25 protein-coding genes are annotated in these 22,190 nt (G+C 37.6%); 24 read left to right on the forward strand and 1 reads right to left on the reverse strand.

What is annotated here, in order from left to right; all coding sequences use genetic code 11:
- Window positions 1–31 precede the first annotated feature (31 nt).
- The 13 genes from rpsA to ndk all read left to right on the forward strand — a co-directional run bounded on the left by rpsA (window position 32) and on the right by ndk (window position 10,773).
- Window positions 32–1,174, forward strand: a complete 1,143-nt coding sequence (gene rpsA / locus Q0371_RS05965; protein WP_169359586.1) for a 30S ribosomal protein S1 — start codon at window positions 32–34, stop codon at window positions 1,172–1,174.
- 120 nt (window positions 1,175–1,294) lie between these two features.
- On the forward strand, window positions 1,295–2,605 hold the full coding sequence (der, locus tag Q0371_RS05970; RefSeq protein WP_298469423.1) for a ribosome biogenesis GTPase Der: 1,311 nt from the start codon (window positions 1,295–1,297) through the stop codon (window positions 2,603–2,605).
- Between the two features lie 20 nt (window positions 2,606–2,625).
- Window positions 2,626–3,645: an NAD(P)H-dependent glycerol-3-phosphate dehydrogenase gene (locus Q0371_RS05975; RefSeq protein WP_298469426.1), complete on the forward strand. Its 1,020-nt coding sequence runs from the start codon at window positions 2,626–2,628 to the stop codon at window positions 3,643–3,645.
- A 109-nt stretch (window positions 3,646–3,754) separates the two neighbouring features.
- Window positions 3,755–3,934: a DUF2768 domain-containing protein gene (locus Q0371_RS05980; RefSeq protein WP_277347097.1), complete on the forward strand. Its 180-nt coding sequence runs from the start codon at window positions 3,755–3,757 to the stop codon at window positions 3,932–3,934.
- Between the two features lie 13 nt (window positions 3,935–3,947).
- Window positions 3,948–4,655: a hypothetical protein gene (locus tag Q0371_RS05985; protein ID WP_169359583.1), complete on the forward strand. Its 708-nt coding sequence runs from the start codon at window positions 3,948–3,950 to the stop codon at window positions 4,653–4,655.
- Between the two features lie 80 nt (window positions 4,656–4,735).
- Window positions 4,736–6,214, forward strand: a complete 1,479-nt coding sequence (spoIVA, locus tag Q0371_RS05990) for a stage IV sporulation protein A (protein ID WP_169359582.1) — start codon at window positions 4,736–4,738, stop codon at window positions 6,212–6,214.
- 174 nt (window positions 6,215–6,388) lie between these two features.
- Complete coding sequence (locus Q0371_RS05995; RefSeq protein ID WP_169359581.1) at window positions 6,389–6,661, forward strand: HU family DNA-binding protein; 273 nt, start codon at window positions 6,389–6,391, stop codon at window positions 6,659–6,661.
- A 173-nt stretch (window positions 6,662–6,834) separates the two neighbouring features.
- Window positions 6,835–7,404 (forward strand): GTP cyclohydrolase I FolE, encoded by a 570-nt coding sequence (folE, locus tag Q0371_RS06000; protein WP_169359580.1) that lies wholly within the window; start codon window positions 6,835–6,837, stop codon window positions 7,402–7,404.
- Window positions 7,405–7,471: 67 nt separating this feature from the next.
- Complete coding sequence (mtrB, locus tag Q0371_RS06005) at window positions 7,472–7,693, forward strand: trp RNA-binding attenuation protein MtrB (RefSeq protein WP_169359579.1); 222 nt, start codon at window positions 7,472–7,474, stop codon at window positions 7,691–7,693.
- 88 nt (window positions 7,694–7,781) lie between these two features.
- Window positions 7,782–8,531 (forward strand): heptaprenyl diphosphate synthase component 1, encoded by a 750-nt coding sequence (locus tag Q0371_RS06010; protein WP_169359578.1) that lies wholly within the window; start codon window positions 7,782–7,784, stop codon window positions 8,529–8,531.
- A 15-nt stretch (window positions 8,532–8,546) separates the two neighbouring features.
- Entirely contained in the window at window positions 8,547–9,251 is a 705-nt protein-coding gene (locus tag Q0371_RS06015) for a demethylmenaquinone methyltransferase (protein ID WP_169359577.1), read from the forward strand.
- Window positions 9,252–9,280: 29 nt separating this feature from the next.
- Window positions 9,281–10,246 (forward strand): heptaprenyl diphosphate synthase component II, encoded by a 966-nt coding sequence (gene hepT, locus Q0371_RS06020; protein WP_285841705.1) that lies wholly within the window; start codon window positions 9,281–9,283, stop codon window positions 10,244–10,246.
- 80 nt (window positions 10,247–10,326) lie between these two features.
- Window positions 10,327–10,773 (forward strand): nucleoside-diphosphate kinase, encoded by a 447-nt coding sequence (gene ndk, locus Q0371_RS06025; RefSeq protein WP_169359576.1) that lies wholly within the window; start codon window positions 10,327–10,329, stop codon window positions 10,771–10,773.
- 588 nt (window positions 10,774–11,361) lie between these two features.
- Here ndk and Q0371_RS06030 read toward each other — a convergent pair.
- Window positions 11,362–11,571: a hypothetical protein gene (locus Q0371_RS06030; protein WP_298469437.1), complete on the reverse strand. Its 210-nt coding sequence runs from the start codon at window positions 11,569–11,571 to the stop codon at window positions 11,362–11,364.
- A 501-nt stretch (window positions 11,572–12,072) separates the two neighbouring features.
- Between Q0371_RS06030 and Q0371_RS06035 the strand changes: the two genes are divergently transcribed.
- The 11 genes from Q0371_RS06035 to Q0371_RS06085 all read left to right on the forward strand — a co-directional run bounded on the left by Q0371_RS06035 (window position 12,073) and on the right by Q0371_RS06085 (window position 22,187).
- Window positions 12,073–12,843 carry a protein-glutamate O-methyltransferase CheR gene (locus Q0371_RS06035; protein WP_298469440.1) on the forward strand — a complete coding sequence of 257 codons (771 nt, stop codon included), beginning with the start codon at window positions 12,073–12,075 and terminating at the stop codon, window positions 12,841–12,843.
- Between the two features lie 147 nt (window positions 12,844–12,990).
- Window positions 12,991–14,172 carry a chorismate synthase gene (gene aroC, locus Q0371_RS06040; protein ID WP_169359573.1) on the forward strand — a complete coding sequence of 394 codons (1,182 nt, stop codon included), beginning with the start codon at window positions 12,991–12,993 and terminating at the stop codon, window positions 14,170–14,172.
- A gap of 3 nt (window positions 14,173–14,175) precedes the next feature.
- Complete coding sequence (aroB, locus tag Q0371_RS06045; RefSeq protein WP_251555922.1) at window positions 14,176–15,264, forward strand: 3-dehydroquinate synthase; 1,089 nt, start codon at window positions 14,176–14,178, stop codon at window positions 15,262–15,264.
- Window positions 15,265–15,633, forward strand: a complete 369-nt coding sequence (gene aroH / locus Q0371_RS06050; protein WP_169359571.1) for a chorismate mutase — start codon at window positions 15,265–15,267, stop codon at window positions 15,631–15,633.
- Window positions 15,634–15,652: 19 nt separating this feature from the next.
- Window positions 15,653–16,753 (forward strand): histidinol-phosphate transaminase, encoded by a 1,101-nt coding sequence (gene hisC, locus Q0371_RS06055; RefSeq protein ID WP_298469445.1) that lies wholly within the window; start codon window positions 15,653–15,655, stop codon window positions 16,751–16,753.
- The gene (locus tag Q0371_RS06060; RefSeq protein WP_169359569.1) at window positions 16,754–17,851 is read left to right on the forward strand and encodes a prephenate dehydrogenase; all 1,098 of its coding nucleotides are present in this window, start codon (window positions 16,754–16,756) and stop codon (window positions 17,849–17,851) included.
- Window positions 17,852–17,864: 13 nt separating this feature from the next.
- Window positions 17,865–19,154, forward strand: a complete 1,290-nt coding sequence (aroA, locus tag Q0371_RS06065; protein WP_251555921.1) for a 3-phosphoshikimate 1-carboxyvinyltransferase — start codon at window positions 17,865–17,867, stop codon at window positions 19,152–19,154.
- A gap of 98 nt (window positions 19,155–19,252) precedes the next feature.
- Window positions 19,253–20,497: a tetratricopeptide repeat protein gene (locus Q0371_RS06070; protein ID WP_251555917.1), complete on the forward strand. Its 1,245-nt coding sequence runs from the start codon at window positions 19,253–19,255 to the stop codon at window positions 20,495–20,497.
- A 20-nt stretch (window positions 20,498–20,517) separates the two neighbouring features.
- Window positions 20,518–21,069 carry a ReoY family proteolytic degradation factor gene (locus Q0371_RS06075; RefSeq protein WP_169359567.1) on the forward strand — a complete coding sequence of 184 codons (552 nt, stop codon included), beginning with the start codon at window positions 20,518–20,520 and terminating at the stop codon, window positions 21,067–21,069.
- Between the two features lie 10 nt (window positions 21,070–21,079).
- Window positions 21,080–21,526 (forward strand): DUF2487 family protein, encoded by a 447-nt coding sequence (locus Q0371_RS06080; protein ID WP_169359566.1) that lies wholly within the window; start codon window positions 21,080–21,082, stop codon window positions 21,524–21,526.
- A 157-nt stretch (window positions 21,527–21,683) separates the two neighbouring features.
- Entirely contained in the window at window positions 21,684–22,187 is a 504-nt protein-coding gene (locus Q0371_RS06085; protein ID WP_251555915.1) for a ubiquinol-cytochrome c reductase iron-sulfur subunit, read from the forward strand.
- The last annotated feature ends 3 nt before the right edge of the window (window positions 22,188–22,190 follow it).

The raw sequence follows: 22,190 nt of genomic DNA on the forward strand, positions 1-22,190 counted from the left end.
GAGAAGAGACGTTGTGAAGGAGGAATATCATATGTCAGAAGAAATGAACTTAAACACGCAAGAGTTTAAAGAAGGAGATCTGGTTAAAGCGACGGTTGCACAAGTAGATGAGAAATCAATAATTGTATCAATTGAAGGTGCACCTTTCGATGGTATAGTTCCAATTAGCGAGCTTTCTAGCCTGCATATTGAAAAAGCATCCGACTCCGTTTCCATCGGCGATGAACTTGAACTCATGATTACTAAGGTAGAAGAATCTAACTACGTTCTTTCCAAACGAAAAGTCGATGCTGAAAAAGCATGGGAAACGTTAGAAAAACAGTTTCAATCTGGGGAAGTTATTGAAACAGAAGTTAAAGAGGTTGTTAAAGGCGGACTAGTTGTAGATTTGGGTGTCCGTGGATTCATACCTGCTTCTTTAATAGAAGATTATTTTGTAGAATCATTTGAAGATTATAAAGGGCGAGTTTTGACTTTTAAAATCGTTGAATTAGAAAAAGACAAAAACCGATTAATTCTTTCTCATAAAGCAGTAGTTGAGGACGAAAAATCAGTAAATAAAAACAAAACGTTAGATAACATTAAACCTGGGGACATTGTTCCAGGTACTGTCCAAAGACTAGCTTCTTTTGGTGCTTTTGTAGATATTGGAGGCGTGGATGGACTTGTTCATATTTCTCAAGTATCCCACGAGCACTTAGATAACATATCTGATGTGTTAAAAGAGGGACAAGAAGTTAAGGTAAAAGTATTGTCTATCGATCGAGATGCAGAAAGAATTTCTTTATCTATTAAAGATACGTTACCTGGACCATGGTCTGATCTGGAAGACAAGGCTACAAAAGGATCTGTTCTAACTGGGAAAGTTAGACGACTAGTATCTTACGGTGCTTTTGTTGAAGTTTTCCCTGGGGTTGAAGGCTTAGTTCACATATCTCAAATTGCTCATCAGCATATCGGTACTCCTCAGGAAGTACTGAAAGAAGGTCAAGAGGTAGAGGTAAAAGTTTTAGATGTAAACAGTAAAGAAAAACGTTTATCTCTAAGTATTAAAGAGCTAGTGAAGAACGAAGATGAGTTCAATTTAGCTGATTATCAAATGCCTGAAGAATCCAAAGGTTTTTCTATTAGCGATGTTCTAGGCGATCGTTTAAAAGACTTTACTAACAAATAATAATAGCTAATTTCGTCATAATCTTAACTTATTCAAGCAGGTGACTTCAATAAAGTCGCCTGCTTTTATTGTTTTGTTGTATAATACAGTTTAGACGAAGTTTGGAAGGATGTAATATTAATGACAAAACCAGTAGTAGCAATTGTTGGTAGACCTAATGTAGGTAAATCGACTATATTTAATCGAATTGTAGGAGAGCGCGTATCCATTGTGGAAGACATCCCAGGTGTAACGCGTGATCGTATATATAGCTCAGCAGATTGGCTTACACATGAATTCAATATCATTGACACCGGTGGAATTGAATTGAGCGACGAGCCATTTTTAGAGCAAATCAAGCAACAGGCTGAAATCGCTATGGATGAGGCAGATGTAATCATCTTCCTAACAAATGGTCGTGAGGGTGTGACAGCAGCAGATGAATACGTTGCTAAAATACTTTATAAAACAAAGAAGCCGGTTGTATTGGCAGTCAATAAAATTGATAATCCAGATATGCGCGAAATGATTTTCGACTTTTATGCCCTAGGATTAGGCGAACCATACCCTATTTCAGGTTCACATGGTCTAGGTCTAGGAGATTTGCTCGATGAAGTCGCTAAAAACTTCCCAGATATGGAAGAACAGGAATACGGTGAAGAGGTTATTAAGTTTTCTCTTATCGGTCGTCCAAATGTAGGGAAATCATCTTTGATCAATGCGTTCTTAGGTCACGAGCGTGTCATCGTAAGTGATATCGCCGGAACTACAAGAGATGCTATCGATACAGAGTATTCTTTCGACGATCAAGATTATGTAATGATTGATACTGCTGGTATGCGTAAAAAAGGGAAAGTGTATGAAACAACTGAAAAGTATTCTGTACTTCGTGCATTAAAGGCTATTGAACGCTCAGACGTTGTTTTAGTTGTTCTAAATGCAGAAGAAGGCATTCAAGAGCAGGATAAGAAAATCGCTGGTTACGCTCATGAAGGCGGTAAAGCAGTTATTATTGTGATGAATAAATGGGATGCTATTGAAAAAAATGATAAGACGATGAGTGAAATGACTAAAAAGATTCGTGAGCATTTCCAATTTTTAGATTATGCACCGATCGTATTTGTATCAGCAAAAACAAAACAACGTGTAAATTCTTTATTCCCAGTTATCAATCAAGTAAGTGAAAACCATGCAATGCGCGTTACATCTTCCGTTCTAAACGAGGTAGTAGAAGATGCAGTAGCAAGAAACCCTGCTCCAACAGATAAAGGGAAAAGATTGCGTATTTACTATGCTACTCAAGTGGCCATTAAACCGCCTACTTTTGTTGTATTTGTTAATGAACCGGAATTAATGCACTTCTCTTATGAGAGATTTTTAGAAAATCGCATTCGTGAATCATTCGATTTTGAAGGCACGCCTATAAGAATTATTACTCGTGCTAGAACATAATTAGCAAAGGGGGCTTAAAGATGACAAATGTAACCGTTCTTGGAGCAGGTAGTTGGGGAACAGCTTTAGCGATGGTTCTTGCGCATAATTCTCATGATTGCCTTCTCTGGTCACACAGAGAAACTCAAACCGAGGAAATAAACCAGAATCATACCAATAAAAAATACTTGCCGGATACGATACTGCCTGAAAATCTTAAAGCTACAAGCGATTTAACTCAAGCAATAAAGCATGCATCTATTATTGTTTTAGCAGTACCTACAAAGGCAATTAGAGAAGTTTGTCAGGATATTGTAAAGCTGATGGAAAACAAAAAGCTTTTAGTGCATGTTTCGAAAGGAATCGAACCTGATTCCTTAAAACGAATATCAGAGATGATTGCTGAGGAAGTTCCTGAATCTATGGTAGAGGGTATTGTAGTATTATCTGGCCCTAGCCACGCCGAGGAAGTAGTTTTACAGCATCCAACTACGATTACGGTGGCTAGTGATAATATGATGGCTGCAGAAAAAGTGCAAGATCTATTTATGAATAATTACTTTCGTGTCTATACTAATGATGATGTCATTGGAGTAGAAATAGGGGCTGCCTTAAAAAATGTCATCGCATTAGCCGCTGGTATTGTAGATGGGCTTGGTTATGGTGATAATGCTAAAGCTGCACTTATAACTAGAGGTTTAGCTGAAATCTCAAGACTTGGTATAAGTTTAGGTGCCAAGCCGTACACGTTCTCTGGTCTGACAGGAATGGGTGATTTAATAGCAACGTGTACAAGTGTACATTCCCGTAACTGGAGAGCCGGTAACCTACTCGGTAAAGGCTCTAGCTTAGATGAGGTGCTAGAAGAAGTAGGTATGATAGTGGAAGGCGTTAGGACGACAAAAGCAGCGTTTCAGCTTGCACAGAAGCAATCTATTGATATGCCTATTACCGCTGCATTACATTCTGTTCTGTTTGAGCAGGTACATCCAAAACAAGCAGTTGATTCCCTAATGCATCGTACAAAGAAGAATGAACTGGAAGATTATAAGACGTTTTAAAAATTGTCATAAAAAAGAGTTGTATAAAAAAGCAACTCTTTTTTCATGTGATATACTATTTTCATGAAAGGTGGGGGAACAGTTGCTATTAGTCTCTTCAATGGACAAAATGTGGATATCCTTTGGTTCTATGGGATGCATGTTTATGGCCATGTTACTTATGTTTTTTGTAAAAACAAAAATCCAAAACAGATTCATAAAGTTTATATTTGGTCTGGTTGCATACATATTGCTTTTCATTGGTTTTATCACAATGGTTTATATCATTTTCAATCCAACAAAAGCCTAGTAAGGAGATTCGAATGAAAAAACTATTACTAACTGCTATTTCTATAACAACACTCGTCTTAGGTGGTTGTGGTTTTAAAGGCGGCTATGAGCCAGAAAACCTATTACCTTATGAAGATCAGCTTAATTCCGTACAAACTGCAGTTGAAAGCTTCCAAGAAGCCTCAGGTGGCTTGCTGCCTATCAAAACACGTGAGCAAGAAACAGATCAATATATAAAATATCCGATAGATTTTAAGAAAATTGTTCCGAACTATCTTGGGAAAGCTCCTGCTAACTCGTATGAAACAGGTGGGATTTATCAATATGTCTTAATGGACGTAGAGGAAAACCCAACTGTAAAGTTGGTAGATTTACGAATTGCAGATACTTTGCGAGATATTAACTATCGCAAAGGGATAAACGGCTATGGTCCTATCGCTGAGACGATTGTAGAAGGTGTTTATAAGCTAGATTTTAAAAAGATGGGTTATAAAGACGAAATTACCGTTCAAAGCCCTTATTCAGACACTCTGCTCCCTCTAGTAGCGACGGGCGATGGAAAAGTATATGTGGACTATTCTATTGAGCTTTATCGTTTGCTTCAAGAGACAGAGGTTGACGTCAAGCCAGGTGATGATATTCGTTTTTTAATAACGGATAACTTTGCGATCGTCCCTGCGTATTCATTGCCTTATACGGTTGATGAAAATAACGAACCTATTTTTATGATAAACAAATAACTTATAAGAAACGTTTCATGCTCTATGCATGAAACGTTTTTTTCGTGCATATATTAAATTGCGAAGAAAGGAGAATACCGATGTCTAGCAAACTGTATGAACAAATAGCAGAGAGAACAAATGGTGATGTGTACCTTGGTGTAGTAGGTCCAGTTAGGGTAGGTAAATCTACGTTTGTAAAAAGAGTAATGGAGCTAGTTGTATTACCGAATATTGTTGACGAATCAGAAAGATTAAGAGCACAAGACGAACTTCCACAAAGCTCTCCTGGAAACGTCATTATGACAGCAGAACCTAAATTTGTTCCTGCTCATGGTACGAATGTATACTTGGGTGACGAGCAGCTTCGATTACAAATTAGATTAGTAGATTGCGTAGGGTACATGATTGATGGCATTAAAACCCATTCTGGAGAAGAAGGGCAGAAGCTGGTCCATACTCCTTGGCATACGGAAGCAATTCCGTTTGAGGAAGCTGCAAGAATTGGAACTGATAAGGTTATTCGGGATCATTCTACTATTGGCATTGTGATTACAACGGATGGTTCTGTCAATAATATTCCTAGGGTAGCAGCAGAAAAAGCAGAAGATGAAATTATAGGTCAGTTAAAGGAAATTGGAAAGCCATTTGTTATTGTCGTTAACAGCAAAACGCCAGGTCATTTAGAAACTCTTCATTTGTGCGAAGAACTTCAAAAAACTCATGAAGTACCTGTAATTCCGGTTGCTGTGGATAGAATGACAGCAGAGGAAATTCAGTACATACTACAACAGGCGCTATATGAATTTCCGATAACGGACATTGAATTGATGAAGCCTGATTGGACAGATGTACTTGAGCCAGATCATTTTGTTAACAATCAAATTACTACTTCCTTACAAGAATGGCTGCAAATTGTCTCCAAAATGAGAGACGTGAAGGAGCTTGCAGAAAAATTTAAGGAAGTCCCATTTATCAAGTCTGCAGAGGTTATAGAGGCAGATCCTGGTAGAGGGTCTGCTTGTATTCAAATAGATTTAAAACCTGAAGTATTTCAAGAGGTTTGTGATGAATGGCTTGATGAGCCAATTACTTCTAAAAAAGACTGGTTATTGTTTGTTAAGGAAGCGTCTACAGCTAAAAAGACATATCATCGGTTTGCGGATGCGCTAGAAGCAGCAAATACGACAGGATATGGTGTGTCACTTCCATCCATTCAGGATTTCCAACCTACTGCACCAGAAATTATTAAACAAAATAATTTCTTTGGAGTCAGCTTAAAAGCTAAGGCTTCTTCGCTTCATATCATTCGAGTGGATATGGAAGCAGAATTTGCTCCGCTTTTAGGTTCAGAATTCCATAGTCAGCAGCTTTTAAAAGACTTAAAGCATGGATTCTTACATGATAGAGATGCACTTTGGTCAACGCAGGTTTTTGGAACGTCTCTGTTAGAGGTTATGAAGGAAAGTATACGGTATAAAACGGAAAGTGTAAGTCAGGTTGCTAAGAAAAGAATGCGCCAAACAATTGAAAGAATGGTAAATGAGGGAGACCGTGGAATGGTTACCTTTATTCTATAAAATACGGATTTGGACTTTTTGTGCCTATGCAAAAAGTCCTTTTCTTTGTTTTTTTTACGTTCTTTTTAAGGAAAGTTAGCTAAACACGGATAAATAGTGTTGCGAAGGCATTTCTGTTGTGATACTCTTTTTACAGGATTGATGCTTATCTTCCTTTGAGAGGAGGTGAATAGTATGAATAAAACAGAATTAGTGAACTCTGTTGCAGAGGCTGCAGAATTATCGAAAAAAGACGCAACTAAAGCAGTTGAGGCTGTATTTGAATCAATTCAAACTGCTCTTGCAGATGGTGAAAAAGTTCAATTGATCGGTTTTGGTAACTTTGAGGTTCGTGAACGTGCTGCACGTAAAGGACGTAATCCACAAACAGGTAAAGAAATCGATATCGCTGCTAGCAAGGTGCCTGCTTTCAAACCAGGTAAAGCACTTAAAGATGCTGTAAAATAATGGTGTCGTAGTACATAGAACGGTTACTGTGAAGCTTGCTTCATAGTAGCCGTTCTTTTCAATTTATTATATAATAAAAATTTGTTGCCTGAAGTGAAATTAATTTCCTATATTCATTTCATATGCTAAGATACATACGACATATTATGCAGTTTTTTCTGGGGGGTCAGCAGATGACGAAGGTCGATCTGAAAAAAATAGAAAATGCAGTAACAATGATTTTAGAAGCGGTAGGAGAAGATCCTAATCGAGAAGGGTTATTGGATACTCCAAAAAGAGTTTCTAAAATGTATGCTGAGATGTTTGAAGGACTACACCAAGATCCAAAAGAACATTTCAAGACAGTTTTTCATGAAGAGCATGAGGAATTAGTTTTAGTAAAAGATATACCTTTTTTCTCCATGTGCGAACATCACCTTGTTCCTTTTTACGGTAAGGCACATGTTGCATACATACCTAGAGATGGCGTTGTAACCGGCCTAAGTAAACTCGCTAGAGCCGTGGAAGTTACAGCAAGAAAGCCACAGCTTCAAGAAAGAATCACTTCCACGATTGCTAATGATATTATGGAAATGATTAACCCTCATGGAGTCTATGTCGTGATAGAGGCAGAGCATATGTGCATGACCATGCGCGGGATTAAAAAGCCGGGAGCCAAGACCGTTACTTCTGTAGCAAGAGGTATCTATGAGACAGACGATATAAAGCGCTCAGAGGTTTTATCATTTATCCAAATGAAATAACTCCTTTTGAGGTTCGATGAGAATATGGTATGATGAATTTAGATTATGAACAAAGGAGACTATTGTAATGTCTAGTTCAGATTTTATCGTTATAAAGGCAGAGGAAGACGGAGTACAAGTGATCGGTTTAACCCGAGGTACGGATACAAAATTCCATCATTCTGAAAAGCTTGATACAGGTGAAGTGATGATTGCTCAATTTACAGAGCATACATCTGCTATGAAGATAAGAGGCAAAGCTTCCATTCATACAGACAACGGTATTATTAAAAGTGAATCTAAGAAATAAATAATTTAAAAGGCCAATAATCGCGAGTTAAATTATATATGTCGTGACAGACTAATGCTAACTGCGATTGGGAAATGGAGTAAAGTGTATGAATGAATCTTTGATAAAACATCATTTAGAAAAATACAAAAGAGATATTCTCATGCAAATACAACATAATACTCTGTTAAAATATGCAGGAATGCCTGTTATCGACGAAGAACGTTTGTTCTTTACGCTTTTACCCATGCTAAATGGAGAACAGTGGGATGACTCAAACAATCAAGCGACCATTGCTGTCTCATTGATTTTTGCAGCTCTTGCAGCTCACGATTTAGTAAAGGAGCAAAATGCGACCACCAAAGAGCAACAATTACAAGTATTGGCGGGAGATTATTACAGTGGAAAATATTATCAGCTGCTGGCGAAGGGAAAGCAGCTAGAGCTGATTCAAATTTTTTCTGCTGGAGTCTCATCTATCACAGAGCACAAAACAAAATTTTATGACCACCTAGCTTATCCTTTCGAAGACCTTATTCAGTCTATACAGCTGATAGAAAGTAAGCCAATCGAGCAATTCATGGAATACTTTTCGTATCATGAATATATCTTTATCATGAAGGAAGCATTACTCCTTATAGCCTTAAGAAGAGAGTTACATGCCTTTGAAAACAGGGAAGAAACATTCTATATCCGAAATTCCTTCCTGTTGCAGACAAAGATCGATTTGCTTCGTGAGGAAATAGAAACGGTAGAAAATAATTTGGTGCGGGAAGTGCGATACTCCACTATATTAAAAGAAAACGTAAAGCATGCTATTTTAGAGCGAGTAACCGAACAAGCTATAAAGAGCAGTTGAGAGAAGGTTTAACAGATGGGAAAAACAAAAGAACAACATGTCCACGAGGTTTTTGAGAAGATTTCCACGAACTATGATTCTATGAATTCTGTCATAAGCTTTCAGCAACATAAAAGCTGGCGGGGCGACACGATGAAAGCTATGCAGGTCAAAGAAGGAAGCAGTGCATTAGACGTTTGTTGTGGCACGGCCGACTGGACGATCGCTTTAGCAAAGGCTGCTGGTCCTACTGGTACAGTTAAAGGATTAGACTTCAGTCAAAATATGTTAAATGTAGGAAAAGAAAAAGTGAAAGATATACCACAAATTGAATTGATTCATGGTAATGCAATGGAGCTGCCTTTTGAGGATAATACATTTGACTATGTAACAATTGGATTTGGCTTGCGAAATGTTCCCGACTATAAACAAGTGCTACAGGAGATGAACCGAGTAGCTAAACCGGGTGGAATGATTGTTTGTTTAGAAACCTCACAGCCAGATTCCAAGCTCTTTAATGCAGGATTCCGCTTTTACTTTAGATACATTATGCCAGTTTTTGGAAAGTTATTTGCTAAGAGTTATAAAGAATATTCTTGGTTACAAGAGTCCGCAAAAGAATTTCCAAATAGAGCTGAGCTAACTCAGTTATTTGAAACAGTAGGAATGGTTAACGTGAGTAGTAAACCATACAGTGGTGGTGCAGCTGCCCGACATATTGGCTATAAGAAAGATTTTTAAGTAGGGGAAGGTTTGTTTCTGTGGATAAGATGAGATTAAAAATGCTTTATTCCGATCTAAAATCGGATTTAGAAGTCATTGAAAATGAATTAGCAGCAGCTGTGAATTCTTCCTCCCACTTATTGAATGAGGCCTCGCTTCATTTGTTGCTCGCAGGGGGAAAAAGAATCCGCCCTGTATTTGTACTGCTTTCAGCTAAATTTGGCGACTATTCTATAGAGTCTATTAAGCAGGTTGCTGTTTCTGTCGAGTTGATACACATGGCTTCCTTGGTCCATGATGACGTGATTGACGATGCTGAAACTAGAAGAGGCCGAGAAACTGTTAAGTCTCAATGGAACAATCGAGTAGCTATGTATACAGGTGACTTTCTTTTCGCTAAGGCTATTGAATACATAACAGCAGTAAAAAATACATATGCTCATGAGGTTCTCTCTAATACGATGGTCGAGCTTTGTATTGGGGAGATAATACAAATTGAGGACAAGGGATTTGTTGATCAGACGGTCCGGGACTATTTAAGAAGAATTAAAAGAAAGACAGCAATCCTCATCTCAGCCAGCTGTGAACTGGGTGCAATTTCTTCAGGTGCCGATGAAAAGACTATTAAGCATCTTAAGAGATTTGGTTACTATGTAGGAATGTCTTTCCAGATTATCGATGATATCCTCGATTTCACTTCCACTGAGGAGGAGTTAGGTAAACCAGCTGGAGGAGACTTACTTCAAGGTAATATTACTTTACCAGTGATATACTCAAAAAATGATCCAGCTATCTATCCGTTATTGAAAAGGGTTTTCGATGGTGATATCGAAGAGAAAGATATGGAATTGCTGCTTAAAGAGATTCGACAATCGGAAGGTATTAAACGAGCAAAACAAGTAAGTAATATGTATTTGCAAAAGGCTTTACATGAGGTGAAGCAGCTTCCGTCAAATTCTGCAAAGAAATCCTTGCAAAATGTCGCATTATTTATGAGTAAACGTAACTTTTAATTGAAATTAACTGGCTGTAATGATAGTATTTTTAACGGTGGAGAAATAAAATCCATTTTATATTTGAAGGAGTGTTCATAATGGAAAAAACATTTTTAATGGTAAAACCTGACGGCGTACAACGTAACCTAATCGGTGAAATCGTTAGTCGTTTCGAGAAAAAAGGATTCCAATTAGTTGGAGCAAAATTAATGCAAATTCCTACTGAATTAGCAGAACAACATTATGGTGAGCACAAAGAGCGTCCGTTCTTCGGAGAACTTGTAGAATTCATCACTTCTGGACCAGTTTTTGCAATGGTTTGGGAAGGGGAAAATGTTATCTCTACAGCTCGTTTAATGATGGGTGCTACTAACCCTAAAGAGTCTGCTCCAGGAACAATTCGTGGAGATTTCGCAGTAACTGTTGGTAAAAACATTATCCACGGTTCTGATTCATCTGAAAGCGCTGAACGTGAAATTGGCTTATTCTTCAAACAAGAAGAATTAGTTTCTTACGCTAAAGATGCTAACAACTGGATTAACTAATTAAAAAAACAAAGCTATTCTCTGTTAAGGAGATGGCTTAGACTGTAGATAAACTTAATTTAAGTTTATCTACAGTCTTTTTTTTAGGCTAAATTAACTCATTGGAGAATGATAGGGGTAGATTTAACAATTTACATAAAAGGAGCTAGAAAATGTATCTTCTAGCTCCTCGTATTTTAATGTAGTTATACTAAATATCTTTTAGCCAAAACCAATATCGCCCAGTATTTATTTTGTTATTTACGATCAACATTATAATAGGAATACTACCTAATATTGTATATAAAATGATAAATGTTGAAGTTTGGAGAAAATCACTCATATCAACTATTGCCATACAAATCATTAAGGTTCCGGTAAAGAAATATGGAAAAATTAAGCCTTTCTGATAAGATTGAAACTTTGCCACGCTTAAAAGATCTTTAGTTTTTTCAGGTAAAAAGTAGTCCTTCTTTATTAGATGGCTAAATCCCATAATTAGCATTGAAATTCCACAGAATATACTAAAAATTATTAAAATCACCTCTCTTTTAAATAACGGACAGCTTTAATTCAAATAATTAAATACTTCATTAAAGTAAAGACCTCCTATTTGTTAAGGAAGCTTAGTACAGGAGGGAAGAGTAACAGAATAATGGCAGTTAAAATCAGTATGATATAAATCAATTTCGGTAGTTTTTCTCCATCTTTTCCTCTATTCCTGCTATTAAATAGTAACTTACCTCTAGTAAACACCAGAAGTAGAATAAGAATAGAGGCATAAGGTGTCCAACCATACTTTTCAATATCAATGTTCATCTCTAAATAGATACCTCCCCAATAAATTACCCATATTAAACTAATGAAAAGGAGTATTACAAAAATTAGGGTTGACTTTAAAAGGCTTTTCATTGAATTCTCCTAACTAATATCTATTTTTTCATTTTTATCCTTTATTTCAAAAAGCTGATTCATTATTTTAAGTTTAGCATTTCACAACAAAAAACACCTCAAGAAAATTCACTCCTCTTATGAAAGAACTCGATTTACCAGAGAGGTTTTTATGTTTTATAGCGTATGGATAGGCATTTTTTAATATTTGTTCTCTGATAAAGTGTTTACTTCCTGATGAAGGTTGTCTGTGCCTATAGTCCTCATGCGGTTATTCCTTAGATGACTCACGCTTTGCTTTGGATTATTTGTAATACATATATAAAGTATATGCGTAAATGTTCACATTTCTCTGTTTTTTTACTGTATTCGAAATGACTATATTGCGATATACTTTATAGATAGGCTGGTGGAAGGGAACGATATTATTTGCAAGATTACATAAAGTTTGTAGAGTCTATTAAAAAGAAAACTGGCATCGATTTAGCTCTGTATAAAGAAGCTCAAATGAAACGACGCCTGACATCTTTATATGAAAAGAAGGGATATAAAAATTTTGTTTCTTTCTTTGAGGCGATTGACACGGACCGAGATCTTCTAAATGAATTCCTCGACCGAATGACAATCAATGTGTCTGAGTTTTATCGAAATAACAAGAGGTGGGAAGTATTACAACAAAAAATTTTTCCAAAGCTACTAGCTGATAACAAGAGGCTTAAAATATGGAGTGCAGCATGTTCTACAGGTGAAGAACCATATACTACAGCAATGGTATTGTCTAATCATCTACCGATTAGCCAAATTTCTATTCTAGCAACGGATATTGACGAAAATGCTATTCAAAGAGCGAAGGTAGGGATCTATCCGGAACGATCGTTAGCAGAGGTTCCCTTAGATATGAAAAATAAATATTTTGAGAAGCAAGCGCCTTTTTATAAAATTGACGACACCATTAAAAGAACTGTTTCTTTTAAAAAGCATAATCTTTTATTGGATACATACGAGAGAAATCTCGATTTAATCATTTGCCGTAACGTAATGATTTATTTTACAGAAGAAGCTAAGGATCAGATTTATCAAAACTTTAGCAAGTCGCTACGTCCTGGCGGAATCCTTTTTGTTGGAAGCACAGAACAAATTTTTAATCCTACCAAGTACGATTTTGTAACAGAGGATACGTTTTTCTACCGGAAAATGTAGAACGAATTTGATTGGTAATTGATTTTCATTTGTCGATTTTTAATGAGGAACTGTCCGCTAAAAAACGGACAGTTTTTCTTCTATACTCTAAGTAAATATGATATAGTTGAAAACAAATACTTTAGCGAGTTGAAGGGGGAAAGCGTTATGCGTTATTTAACAGCAGGTGAATCACATGGTCCACAGCTTACTGCAATCATTGAAGGGTTACCAGCACAATTAGATATCACAAGTGAAAAGATAAATAAAGAACTAAAAAGACGACAAGGTGGACATGGTCGAGGAAGACGCATGCAAATAGAAAAAGACACAGTAGCAATTACAGCGGGAGTGCGACATGGTAAATCATTAGGATCTCCAGTTTGTCTAGTAGTAAATAATGATGATTGGAAACATTGGACTCATATTATGGGAATAGAGCCACTAGATGAGGACATGAATCCAGATGAAATAAAAAGAAAGATAACACGACCTCGTCCAGGACATGCCGATCTCGTTGGAGGTATGAAATATGGACATCGTGACCTACGAAACGTATTGGAGCGATCCTCTGCGAGGGAAACTACGGTCCGAGTGGCTGTGGGAGCTGTTGCAAAGCAACTATTAAACGAACTAGGCATTTCTATCGTTGCTCATGTAACGAAAATAGGTGGCATTGAAGCTAACCTGAATTTAGCTGAAGGTATGACAATAGATGATATACGTGAAAAAGTGGAGAACGACCCTGTCTACTGTTTAGATTCTGAAGCGTCATTGAAAATGGTAGAAGCTATTGACCAAGCTAAAAAAGCTGGTGACACGATAGGCGGAGTGGTAGAGGTCATCATTACGGGAATGCCTGCCGGTGTGGGAAGCTACGTTCACTATGACCGTAAGCTAGACGGAAAGCTTGCAATGGCAATGCTTAGCATCAATGCATTTAAGGGTGTTGAGGTTGGCTTAGGGTTTGAAATGGCTAACTTATTTGGCAGCCAAGTGCATGACCAAATTTCTTGGAATGAAGAAGATGGTTACATTCGAGATACGAATAGGCTCGGTGGTATCGAAGGTGGTATGTCTACTGGTATGCCGATTGTAATTAGAGGGGTTATGAAGCCTATCCCAACCTTATATAAACCTTTACAAAGTGTAGATATTGATACCAAAGAACCTTTTAAAGCTAGTATTGAACGTTCCGATAGCTGTGCAGTACCCGCAGCATCTGTTGTGGCAGAAAATGTTATTGCATGGGAGATAGCTTCTGCAATATTAGATACGTTTAAAGCAGATCAAATGGAAGTACTGAAATCAGATATTCAGAAACATAGAGCGTATACAAAGGGGTTTTAAGCCATGATTATCCCAGTAAAAACGAATGCATCTAATTATGAGGTTCATTTAGGTGAGAACATTTTGGAGGATTTCTCTAAAAGAAACAAAAAGACACTCGAAAATTATGATCAGTTAATCATGATTAGTGATGAAAATGTATGGAATCTGCATGAAAGTTATGTAAGAAAAAACTTTACTGCGCCATTTAACCTGTTCCTTGTTCCATCTGGTGAGTCATGTAAAACATTTGAATCCTATTTTAATGTACAATCCTTTCTATTACAGAACGGTGCATCCCGAAATTCAGCTATATTTGCCTTAGGGGGAGGGGCTGTAGGCGATTTGACCGGATTTGTTGCGGCTACGTTTATGAGGGGAATAGACTTTTATCAAATACCAACTACTATTTTAGCTCATGATAGCTCGGTTGGTGGTAAAACCGCTATTAATCACCCTCTAGGAAAGAACATGATAGGGGCTTTCTATCAGCCACAGGAAGTTATTTATGATGTTCATTTTTTGAAATCTCTACCTCTTTCAGAAGTTAAATCGGGAATGGCTGAAGTGATTAAGCATTCCCTCATTAGCGACAGTGAGTGGGTTGAAGAATTTTTCCAAATCACTTCATTAAGCAATTTGGAAAAAGACCAATTATTACAGTGGATAAATAAAGGCATCCGTGTGAAAGCAAAAATTGTGGAAATGGATGAAAAAGAAAGCAACTTTCGCAAATATTTAAATTTTGGACATACATATGGTCACGCAGTTGAAGCTGCAATTGGGTATGGAAAGATCTCTCATGGAGAAGCTGTCATGATTGGCATGATTCCTGCTCTATTGCTTAGTGAGAAGTATGGGCAACTCCCTAAAGGCTTTGCTAAAAGGTTTTATTCATTAGCTAATAGGTTGGAATATAATTTTGAGCAGATTTTAGATTGTCCGTTTGAGCAATTGGCAGCCTACATGCAAAAAGATAAAAAAACTATAAATAAGCAATTGCATTTTGCATTGCTTGAAACTATAGGCAAGCCATTTATACAGGTAGTACCGGTAGATGCAGTAAGACTGTGTGATGAAGAATTACGACAATGGATTAGGGAGGGGAAATAAGTGATAAGAGGCATTAGAGGAGCAACAACAGTCAATGCAGATTCTAATGAAGAGGTTCTTCAGGAAACGTCCCGTCTTGCTTTAGAAATGGCGAAGGCAAACGATATTGAACCAGAGTCGATTGCTTCTGTCATTATAAGTACTACATCGGATATTACATCTGCATTTCCAGCAAGAGCAGTTCGAGAAATAAGTGGGTGGGCATACGTCCCTGTTATGTGTACGCACGAAATGAATGTTCCAGGTGCGCTTGAGAAATGTATACGGCTAATGATACACGTTAACACGGTTAAATCACAAAAGGAAATACAGCACATATATTTAAACAAGGCAGTTCAATTGAGACCAGATTTATTAAAAAGATCATAATAGAATTGGGGTAAATAGGATGAAATTTAAAAAACAAATTGCTGGATTGCAAGCATACCAACCTGGAAAAACAATGGATGAAGTGAAGAAGGCATTTAATCTAGAAACAGTTACAAAGCTAGCCTCTAATGAAAATCCATATGGAGCTTCACCAAAAGTAAAGGAATTTCTGACAAATGCTTCTATTGATTTTGCTTTATACCCAGATGGATATGCTTCTAGGCTTCGTACAGCAGTTGCTAATCATTTGAACGTTTCAGAAAAGCAATTATTATTTGGTAATGGCTCTGATGAGAATATTCTAATCGTTTCCAGAGCTATGCTTGAGCCAGGCTTAAATACTATTATGGCTGATTTAACTTTTGGTCAATACAAACACAATGCTATAGTTGAAGGCGCTGAAACTAGAACTGTTCCATTGACTGTGGATGGAGAACATGATTTAGAGCAGATGCTAGCAGCTATCGATGAAAATACAGCTATTGTATGGATTTGTAATCCGAATAATCCTACAGGGACATTAACTCCAAGTGATAAAATTAAGGCATTTGTGGAGCAAGCCCCAAGAGACGTGTTAATCGTCTTAGATGAGGCATACACCGAATATATTACGGACCCCAACTATGAAGATTCTATTTCGTTAATAGAAAATCATCCGAATGTCTTAGTAATGCGTACTTTCTCTAAAGCGTATGGGCTAGCTAGCTTCCGCGTTGGTTATGCTGTTGGATCCGAGGAAGTAATTAGCCAGTTAGAGCCGACAAGAGAGCCATTCAACAATACAGTTATATCACAGGAAGCAGCCATTCTAGGATTGAGCGATCAGCAATTTATTGCAGATTGTAAGAAGAAAAACAACGATGGAAAGTCTCAGTTTGAAGCATATTGTAATGAGCGTAGCCTACACTTTTATCCATCTCAAACAAACTTCATCATGATGGAAGTCAAAGCAGATAGCGACGAAGTTTTTCAAGGGCTTATGCAACGTGGATATATCGTTCGCAGTGGTAATGCTTTAGGGAAACCAGGATACCTGCGTATTACAATTGGGACGAAGGAACAAAATGAGGGGCTACTTCAAAAACTCGATGAAGTGTTGACTGAGTTAGGAGTAGTTTAAATGAATAAGAACATCCTGATAATAGGGCTTGGTCTTATTGGAGGCTCTCTTGCACTTGGGTTAAAGAGGAGAGACGATTTAACAATTGTAGGCTATGATTCTAATGCCAAATCTCTTGAAACCGCGAAAAAGCTAGGGGTTATAGATGAGATTGCTTCTAATATGGAGGAAGCTGCGAAGCATGCGGATATCATTATATTCGCTACTCCAGTAAGCATCACGATAGAGCTTATGAAACTCCTTCCAGACTGGGAACTAAAAAACAATGTGATTATAACCGACACAGGCAGCACCAAAAATGAAATAATGAATGCCGCTCTAAACTTGAAGCACCATGGAATCACGTTTATCGGAGGACACCCGATGGCTGGCTCCCACAAGAGTGGAGTAGGAGCGGCACGGGCCTACTTGTTTGAGAACGCTTATTATTTGTTAACTCCCTTTGTTGATGAACCAATAGAGAACGTTAATAGATTAAAAGAGTTATTACTAGTAACGAAGGCGAAGATAATCGAGATAAGTGCACATGAGCACGATCATATGACTGCTACTGTAAGTCACTTTCCTCATTTAATTGCTGCCTCTTTAGTTCATCAATTATCGGCAGAGAATAAGAGCTATCCTTTTACGAGACAGCTCGCAGCTGGAGGATTTCGCGATATCACAAGAATTGCCTCTTCCAATCCCGTCATGTGGCGAGATATAACGATGCAAAATCGTGAAGAAATCAGTAAGCAGCTTCAGCAATGGACCGAGGAAATGCTTCGTTTAAAGCATCTAATAGATGGGGCCGATGAAACAGAAATTGAAGCTTATTTTGCTCAGGCTAAACAAGTCCGAGACGAACTCCCAGTAGCGCAAGGTGCTTTATATACAGTGTATGACCTGTATGTGGATATCCCTGACTATGCGGGGGTTATCGCCGAAGTTATTGGTTATTTAGCGAAAGAGCATATAAGCATTACAAACTTGCGCATTGTCGAAACTAGAGAAGATGTGTTTGGTATTTTGGTTATTAGTTTTCAAACAATGGAGGACCGAGCACAGGCAGTTCGATGTATTGCTGCACATACATCATTTGAGACTTATATTGCGTAGGGAGGAATCAACTATGACAGTTAAACTTTTAAACTTTGGTAAGCCTTCCTTACAAGGAAGCATTAAAATACCAGGAGATAAATCAGTCTCCCACCGTTCGATTATGTTTGGGGCTATTGCGGAAGGAACAACAACGGTAGAGGGGTTTCTACAAAGTGACGATTGCCTAAGTACGATTGATTGTTTCGGCAAGCTTGGTGTAGATATTAAGGTAGACGGTGAGCATGTGCAAATCGATAGCCAGGGGATTTCTACTTGGAAGGAACCTGATGAAATTTTATATACAGGGAATTCAGGTACAACGACTCGTCTAATGCTTGGGATTCTAGCAGGCTCTAGTATTTCTTCTGTGTTAATAGGCGACGAGTCTATTCAAAAACGACCAATGAAGCGAGTCACAGAGCCGCTCAAGCAAATGGGGGCCAAGCTAATAGGTCGAGCGAATGGACAATACACCCCTATTGCCGTAGAGGGGACAACCCTAAAAGCGATTCATTATAAAATGCCTGTAGCCAGTGCTCAAGTGAAATCTGCTATATTGCTAGCTGCTCTAAATTCAGAAGGAGAGACTGTTGTAGAAGAGCTAGAAACCACTCGAGATCATACAGAAAAGATGCTCAAGCATTTCGGAGCAGAAATTTCAGTAAAAGACAATGTAATTAGCCTTCAGGGTGGACAAAAGCTAACAGGAGCACACGTTGTAGTCCCTGGTGATATTTCTTCTGCAGCATTTTTCTTAGTTGCTGGGGCTATCGCTTTAGATAGTAAGCTTGTGCTAACTAATGTTGGGTTGAACGAAACCCGTACAGGAATTATAGATGTGCTAAAAGCAATGGGTGCCACATTAACTATTGAGACACAAAATAATGCAAGTCACGAGCCAATCGGTACGTTGACGATAGAAACTTCTAATTTAGTAGGAACTGAAATTGGCGGAGATCTCATTCCAAGGTTAATAGATGAGATACCAGTAATAGCACTTCTTGCCACACAAGCTAAAGGTAAAACAATTATTAAAAACGCGGAGGAGTTAAAGGTAAAAGAAACTAATCGTATTGATGCCGTGGTCAATGAACTGAGAAAGCTTGGAGCGAATATTAATCCAACAGAAGATGGAATGGTCATTGAGGGGCCAACTCCATTGCATGGTGGCGAACTTTCTACATACGGAGATCATCGTATTGGAATGATGGCAGCTATTGCTGCGTTAGTAACCGATGGTATAGTTTCAATTGATAATCAGGAATGTATAGCCGTTTCCTATCCAAATTTCTTTGAACACTTAGAAAATGTCATAAAATAAATAAATTTCCCATACTCTCCTGATCAAGGAGAGTCTTTTTCTTGTTCAACCTTCAAAGTTCTTGTACGATTAAATAGTAGAGAAGGAATGGTGATGTTATGGAAAAAATGATTCCCTTTATCCGAGTTATGGAGGATGGAGATATAGAAAAGCTTGATGGCATGGTAGATGCTTTCTTACTAGAGGAAAATCCTGACGAGCAGTATGGATTAGCAGACTTATTAACAGAATATGGTTTTATACAAGAGGCAATAAAAACGTTAGAGCATTTAAACTTTTTATTTCCAGAGGAAGACCAACTGAAAATAGACCTCGCACAATTATTTTTAGAATTGAATAAAGAGGACGATGCTTTGGAAATGCTAAGTAATATAGAGAAGAACAGCGAGTCCTATCCACAGGCCTTACTTACATTAGCTGATTATTATCAAATGATTGGTTTATATGAGGTTGCCGAACATAAAATAGAAGAAGCAATCGCTCTATTACCGGGAGAGCCACTTTTGCAATATGCAAAAGGAGAACTTTTATTTGAAACTGGACGGTATTTAGAGGCTGCGAGACTTATGGAAGATCTTTTAGCTTCTAAAAGTGAGCTGCAAGGAGTGGATCTTTCATTAAAAATAGCTGAAATCTATAGTGCTGGAGCAGCGTATGAAGAGGCTATCCCTTATTATACAGAGGCCCTTCAAAAGGAAGCTGCACCAGAGGTTCTTTTTCAGGCAGGATATGCATTTTTCCAAGTTAGACAGTATGAAACGGCTGCAAAACATTTAAATCATCTTTTAGAAATAGACCCAGATTTCTTCTCTGGCTATATGCTTTTAGCGGAAACATACGCTATGCTTGAAAAGAATGAGGAAGCACTGAGTGCTATTACAGATGGAATCGCTAGAGATGAATTTGAAAAAGAATATTATTTATTTGCAGGTAAAATTTCTCTAAAATTGGGTAGAGTGAAAGAAGCAGAAGGTTTTCTTCAGGAAGCAATCGCATTAGACCCTGAGTACATGGATGCTATTTACATACTTTCTTCCTTGTTCTCCCAGGAGGAAATGGATGAGGAGTTAATTGACCTCTATGAAACCTTAAAGCAAGAGCAATTTGAGATGTCTTCTATGTATCCCCTTTTAGCCTCAGCATATGAGCGGTTAGAAATGTATGAAAAAGCATACGAATTTTATAAGCTTGCATATACTGAACATAAAGAGGATGCAGCATTTTTGGAAAAGTACTTATACTTCCTTTTAGAAGATGGTAAACGTGAAGAAGCAAGAGAAATTATTTTGATATTACAAGAGCTTCAGCCAGAAAACAGTGAATGGTTTGACATGATGGAATAATGATAGGAAGGAGAGGTTATGTGACTGCTTCTGTTTCAGTTGGTGAGAAAAAAGAATTTGTCCGTTGGTTTCTGAAAAAGTATCAAATGAAGAGAAGAGAATGTGTGTGGATTTTAAATTACTTAATAAGCCACGAAACAATGTTGAACAATGTACACTTTGTGGAGGAAGCCCATTATTGTCCAAGAGCTATGATTATGTCTGTTACTACATCCTCCGGAATACCTTTTAGATTTTATAAAGGTAGTATCATGACAGCAGATGCTGAAAAATCTTTTCACGATCTTCGCTTAAACCCAGATGAAGAGATGTATATACAATTGAACTTTCAAACACTGCCCCCAAGTCCCGAGTATTTAGCAGTATTAGAAGAAAACCCGTATATGCCCAAATATCTGCATATTAGTGAAAAAGATAAGCTAATTGCAGAGGATATTTTAACCGAAAGCTTGCAATCTTTTCAGGCCGAACAGCTAAAAAAACAGATTGATCAAGCAATTGATGATAATAATAAAGAAAAGTTTCTCGAACTTTCCGCACTATGGAAAAATCTACCGTATAGAGAAAAATAGGAGAGATAACATGCATTGGAACGGAAAAGATAGCACAGTTTTTCAAGCACAAAAAGAATATATCGACACAGCGATAGTCCCACTTATATTAATAGATGGTTCAGAGCATGGATTTCCATTTGCTGCCTCAGCTGCAGATTTTACTTTGTCGCTAGCAAATACAATTGAAAATCAGTTCAAAGGAAGGATAGTTTTATTTCCTTCCTTCTCTTATACAGGATCTCAGGACAAGCTATCATTATTAGAGGCCTGGAATGAAGAATTTAAAAAAGCTGGATTTAAACATATCTTTTACGTTACTTCTGACAGAGAGTGGAGTACAATGGGAGAGGAACAAAATGTCCTGTGGTTCCCATCAATACCACTTGATTCCATGGATCAAAAAATGAAATTATCCGTATTGGAGGATCAATTAAGACAATTAATCCCTCGTTTTGCGAATAAGTGGGCGAATTAGTGACAATATGTTTCATTATTTGTTCACAAAGTTCATAATTCGTAGCAGGAATTATTGACCTTCCTTTTTTATTGATATATCATTGAAATGTCCTAGTATTATTAATTCAAGCAAGTATGTCCATTGGACTGACCTTTAAGTTAGAGGGGGGAAAAGGATGAGTAACAATAAAGTATCAAGACGCCAATTTTTAAGTTATACATTAACAGGTGTTGGCGGATTCATGGCAGCAGGTATGCTTATGCCAATGGTACGTTTTGCAGTTGATCCTGTATTGCAAAAATCAGAAGGTGGAGATTTCGTACTGACTGAGAAGAAGATTGCAGACCTTACTGAGGTTCCTGAACGAGTAGACTTTACTTTCGAGCAGGTAGATGCCTGGTACAAGTCTGATGTAACTAGCGCTGCATGGGTTTACAAAGAAGGAGATAGCATTATTGCATTGTCTCCAGTATGTAAGCACTTAGGATGCACAGTTAACTGGGAAGGTGACCCAGCACACAAAAATCAATTTTTCTGTCCATGTCACGCAGGCCGTTACGAGAAAAACGGACAGAATGTTGCAAAAACACCACCTCTAGGTCCGTTGGATCAATTTGAAGTACGTGAAAATAACGGTTTCTTAGAAATTGGAAAAGCTATAACTAACACATTAGTTTAATGT

The sequence above is a fragment of the uncultured Psychrobacillus sp. genome (genome assembly GCF_938022135.1).
GTDB lineage: Bacteria > Bacillota > Bacilli > Bacillales_A > Planococcaceae > Psychrobacillus.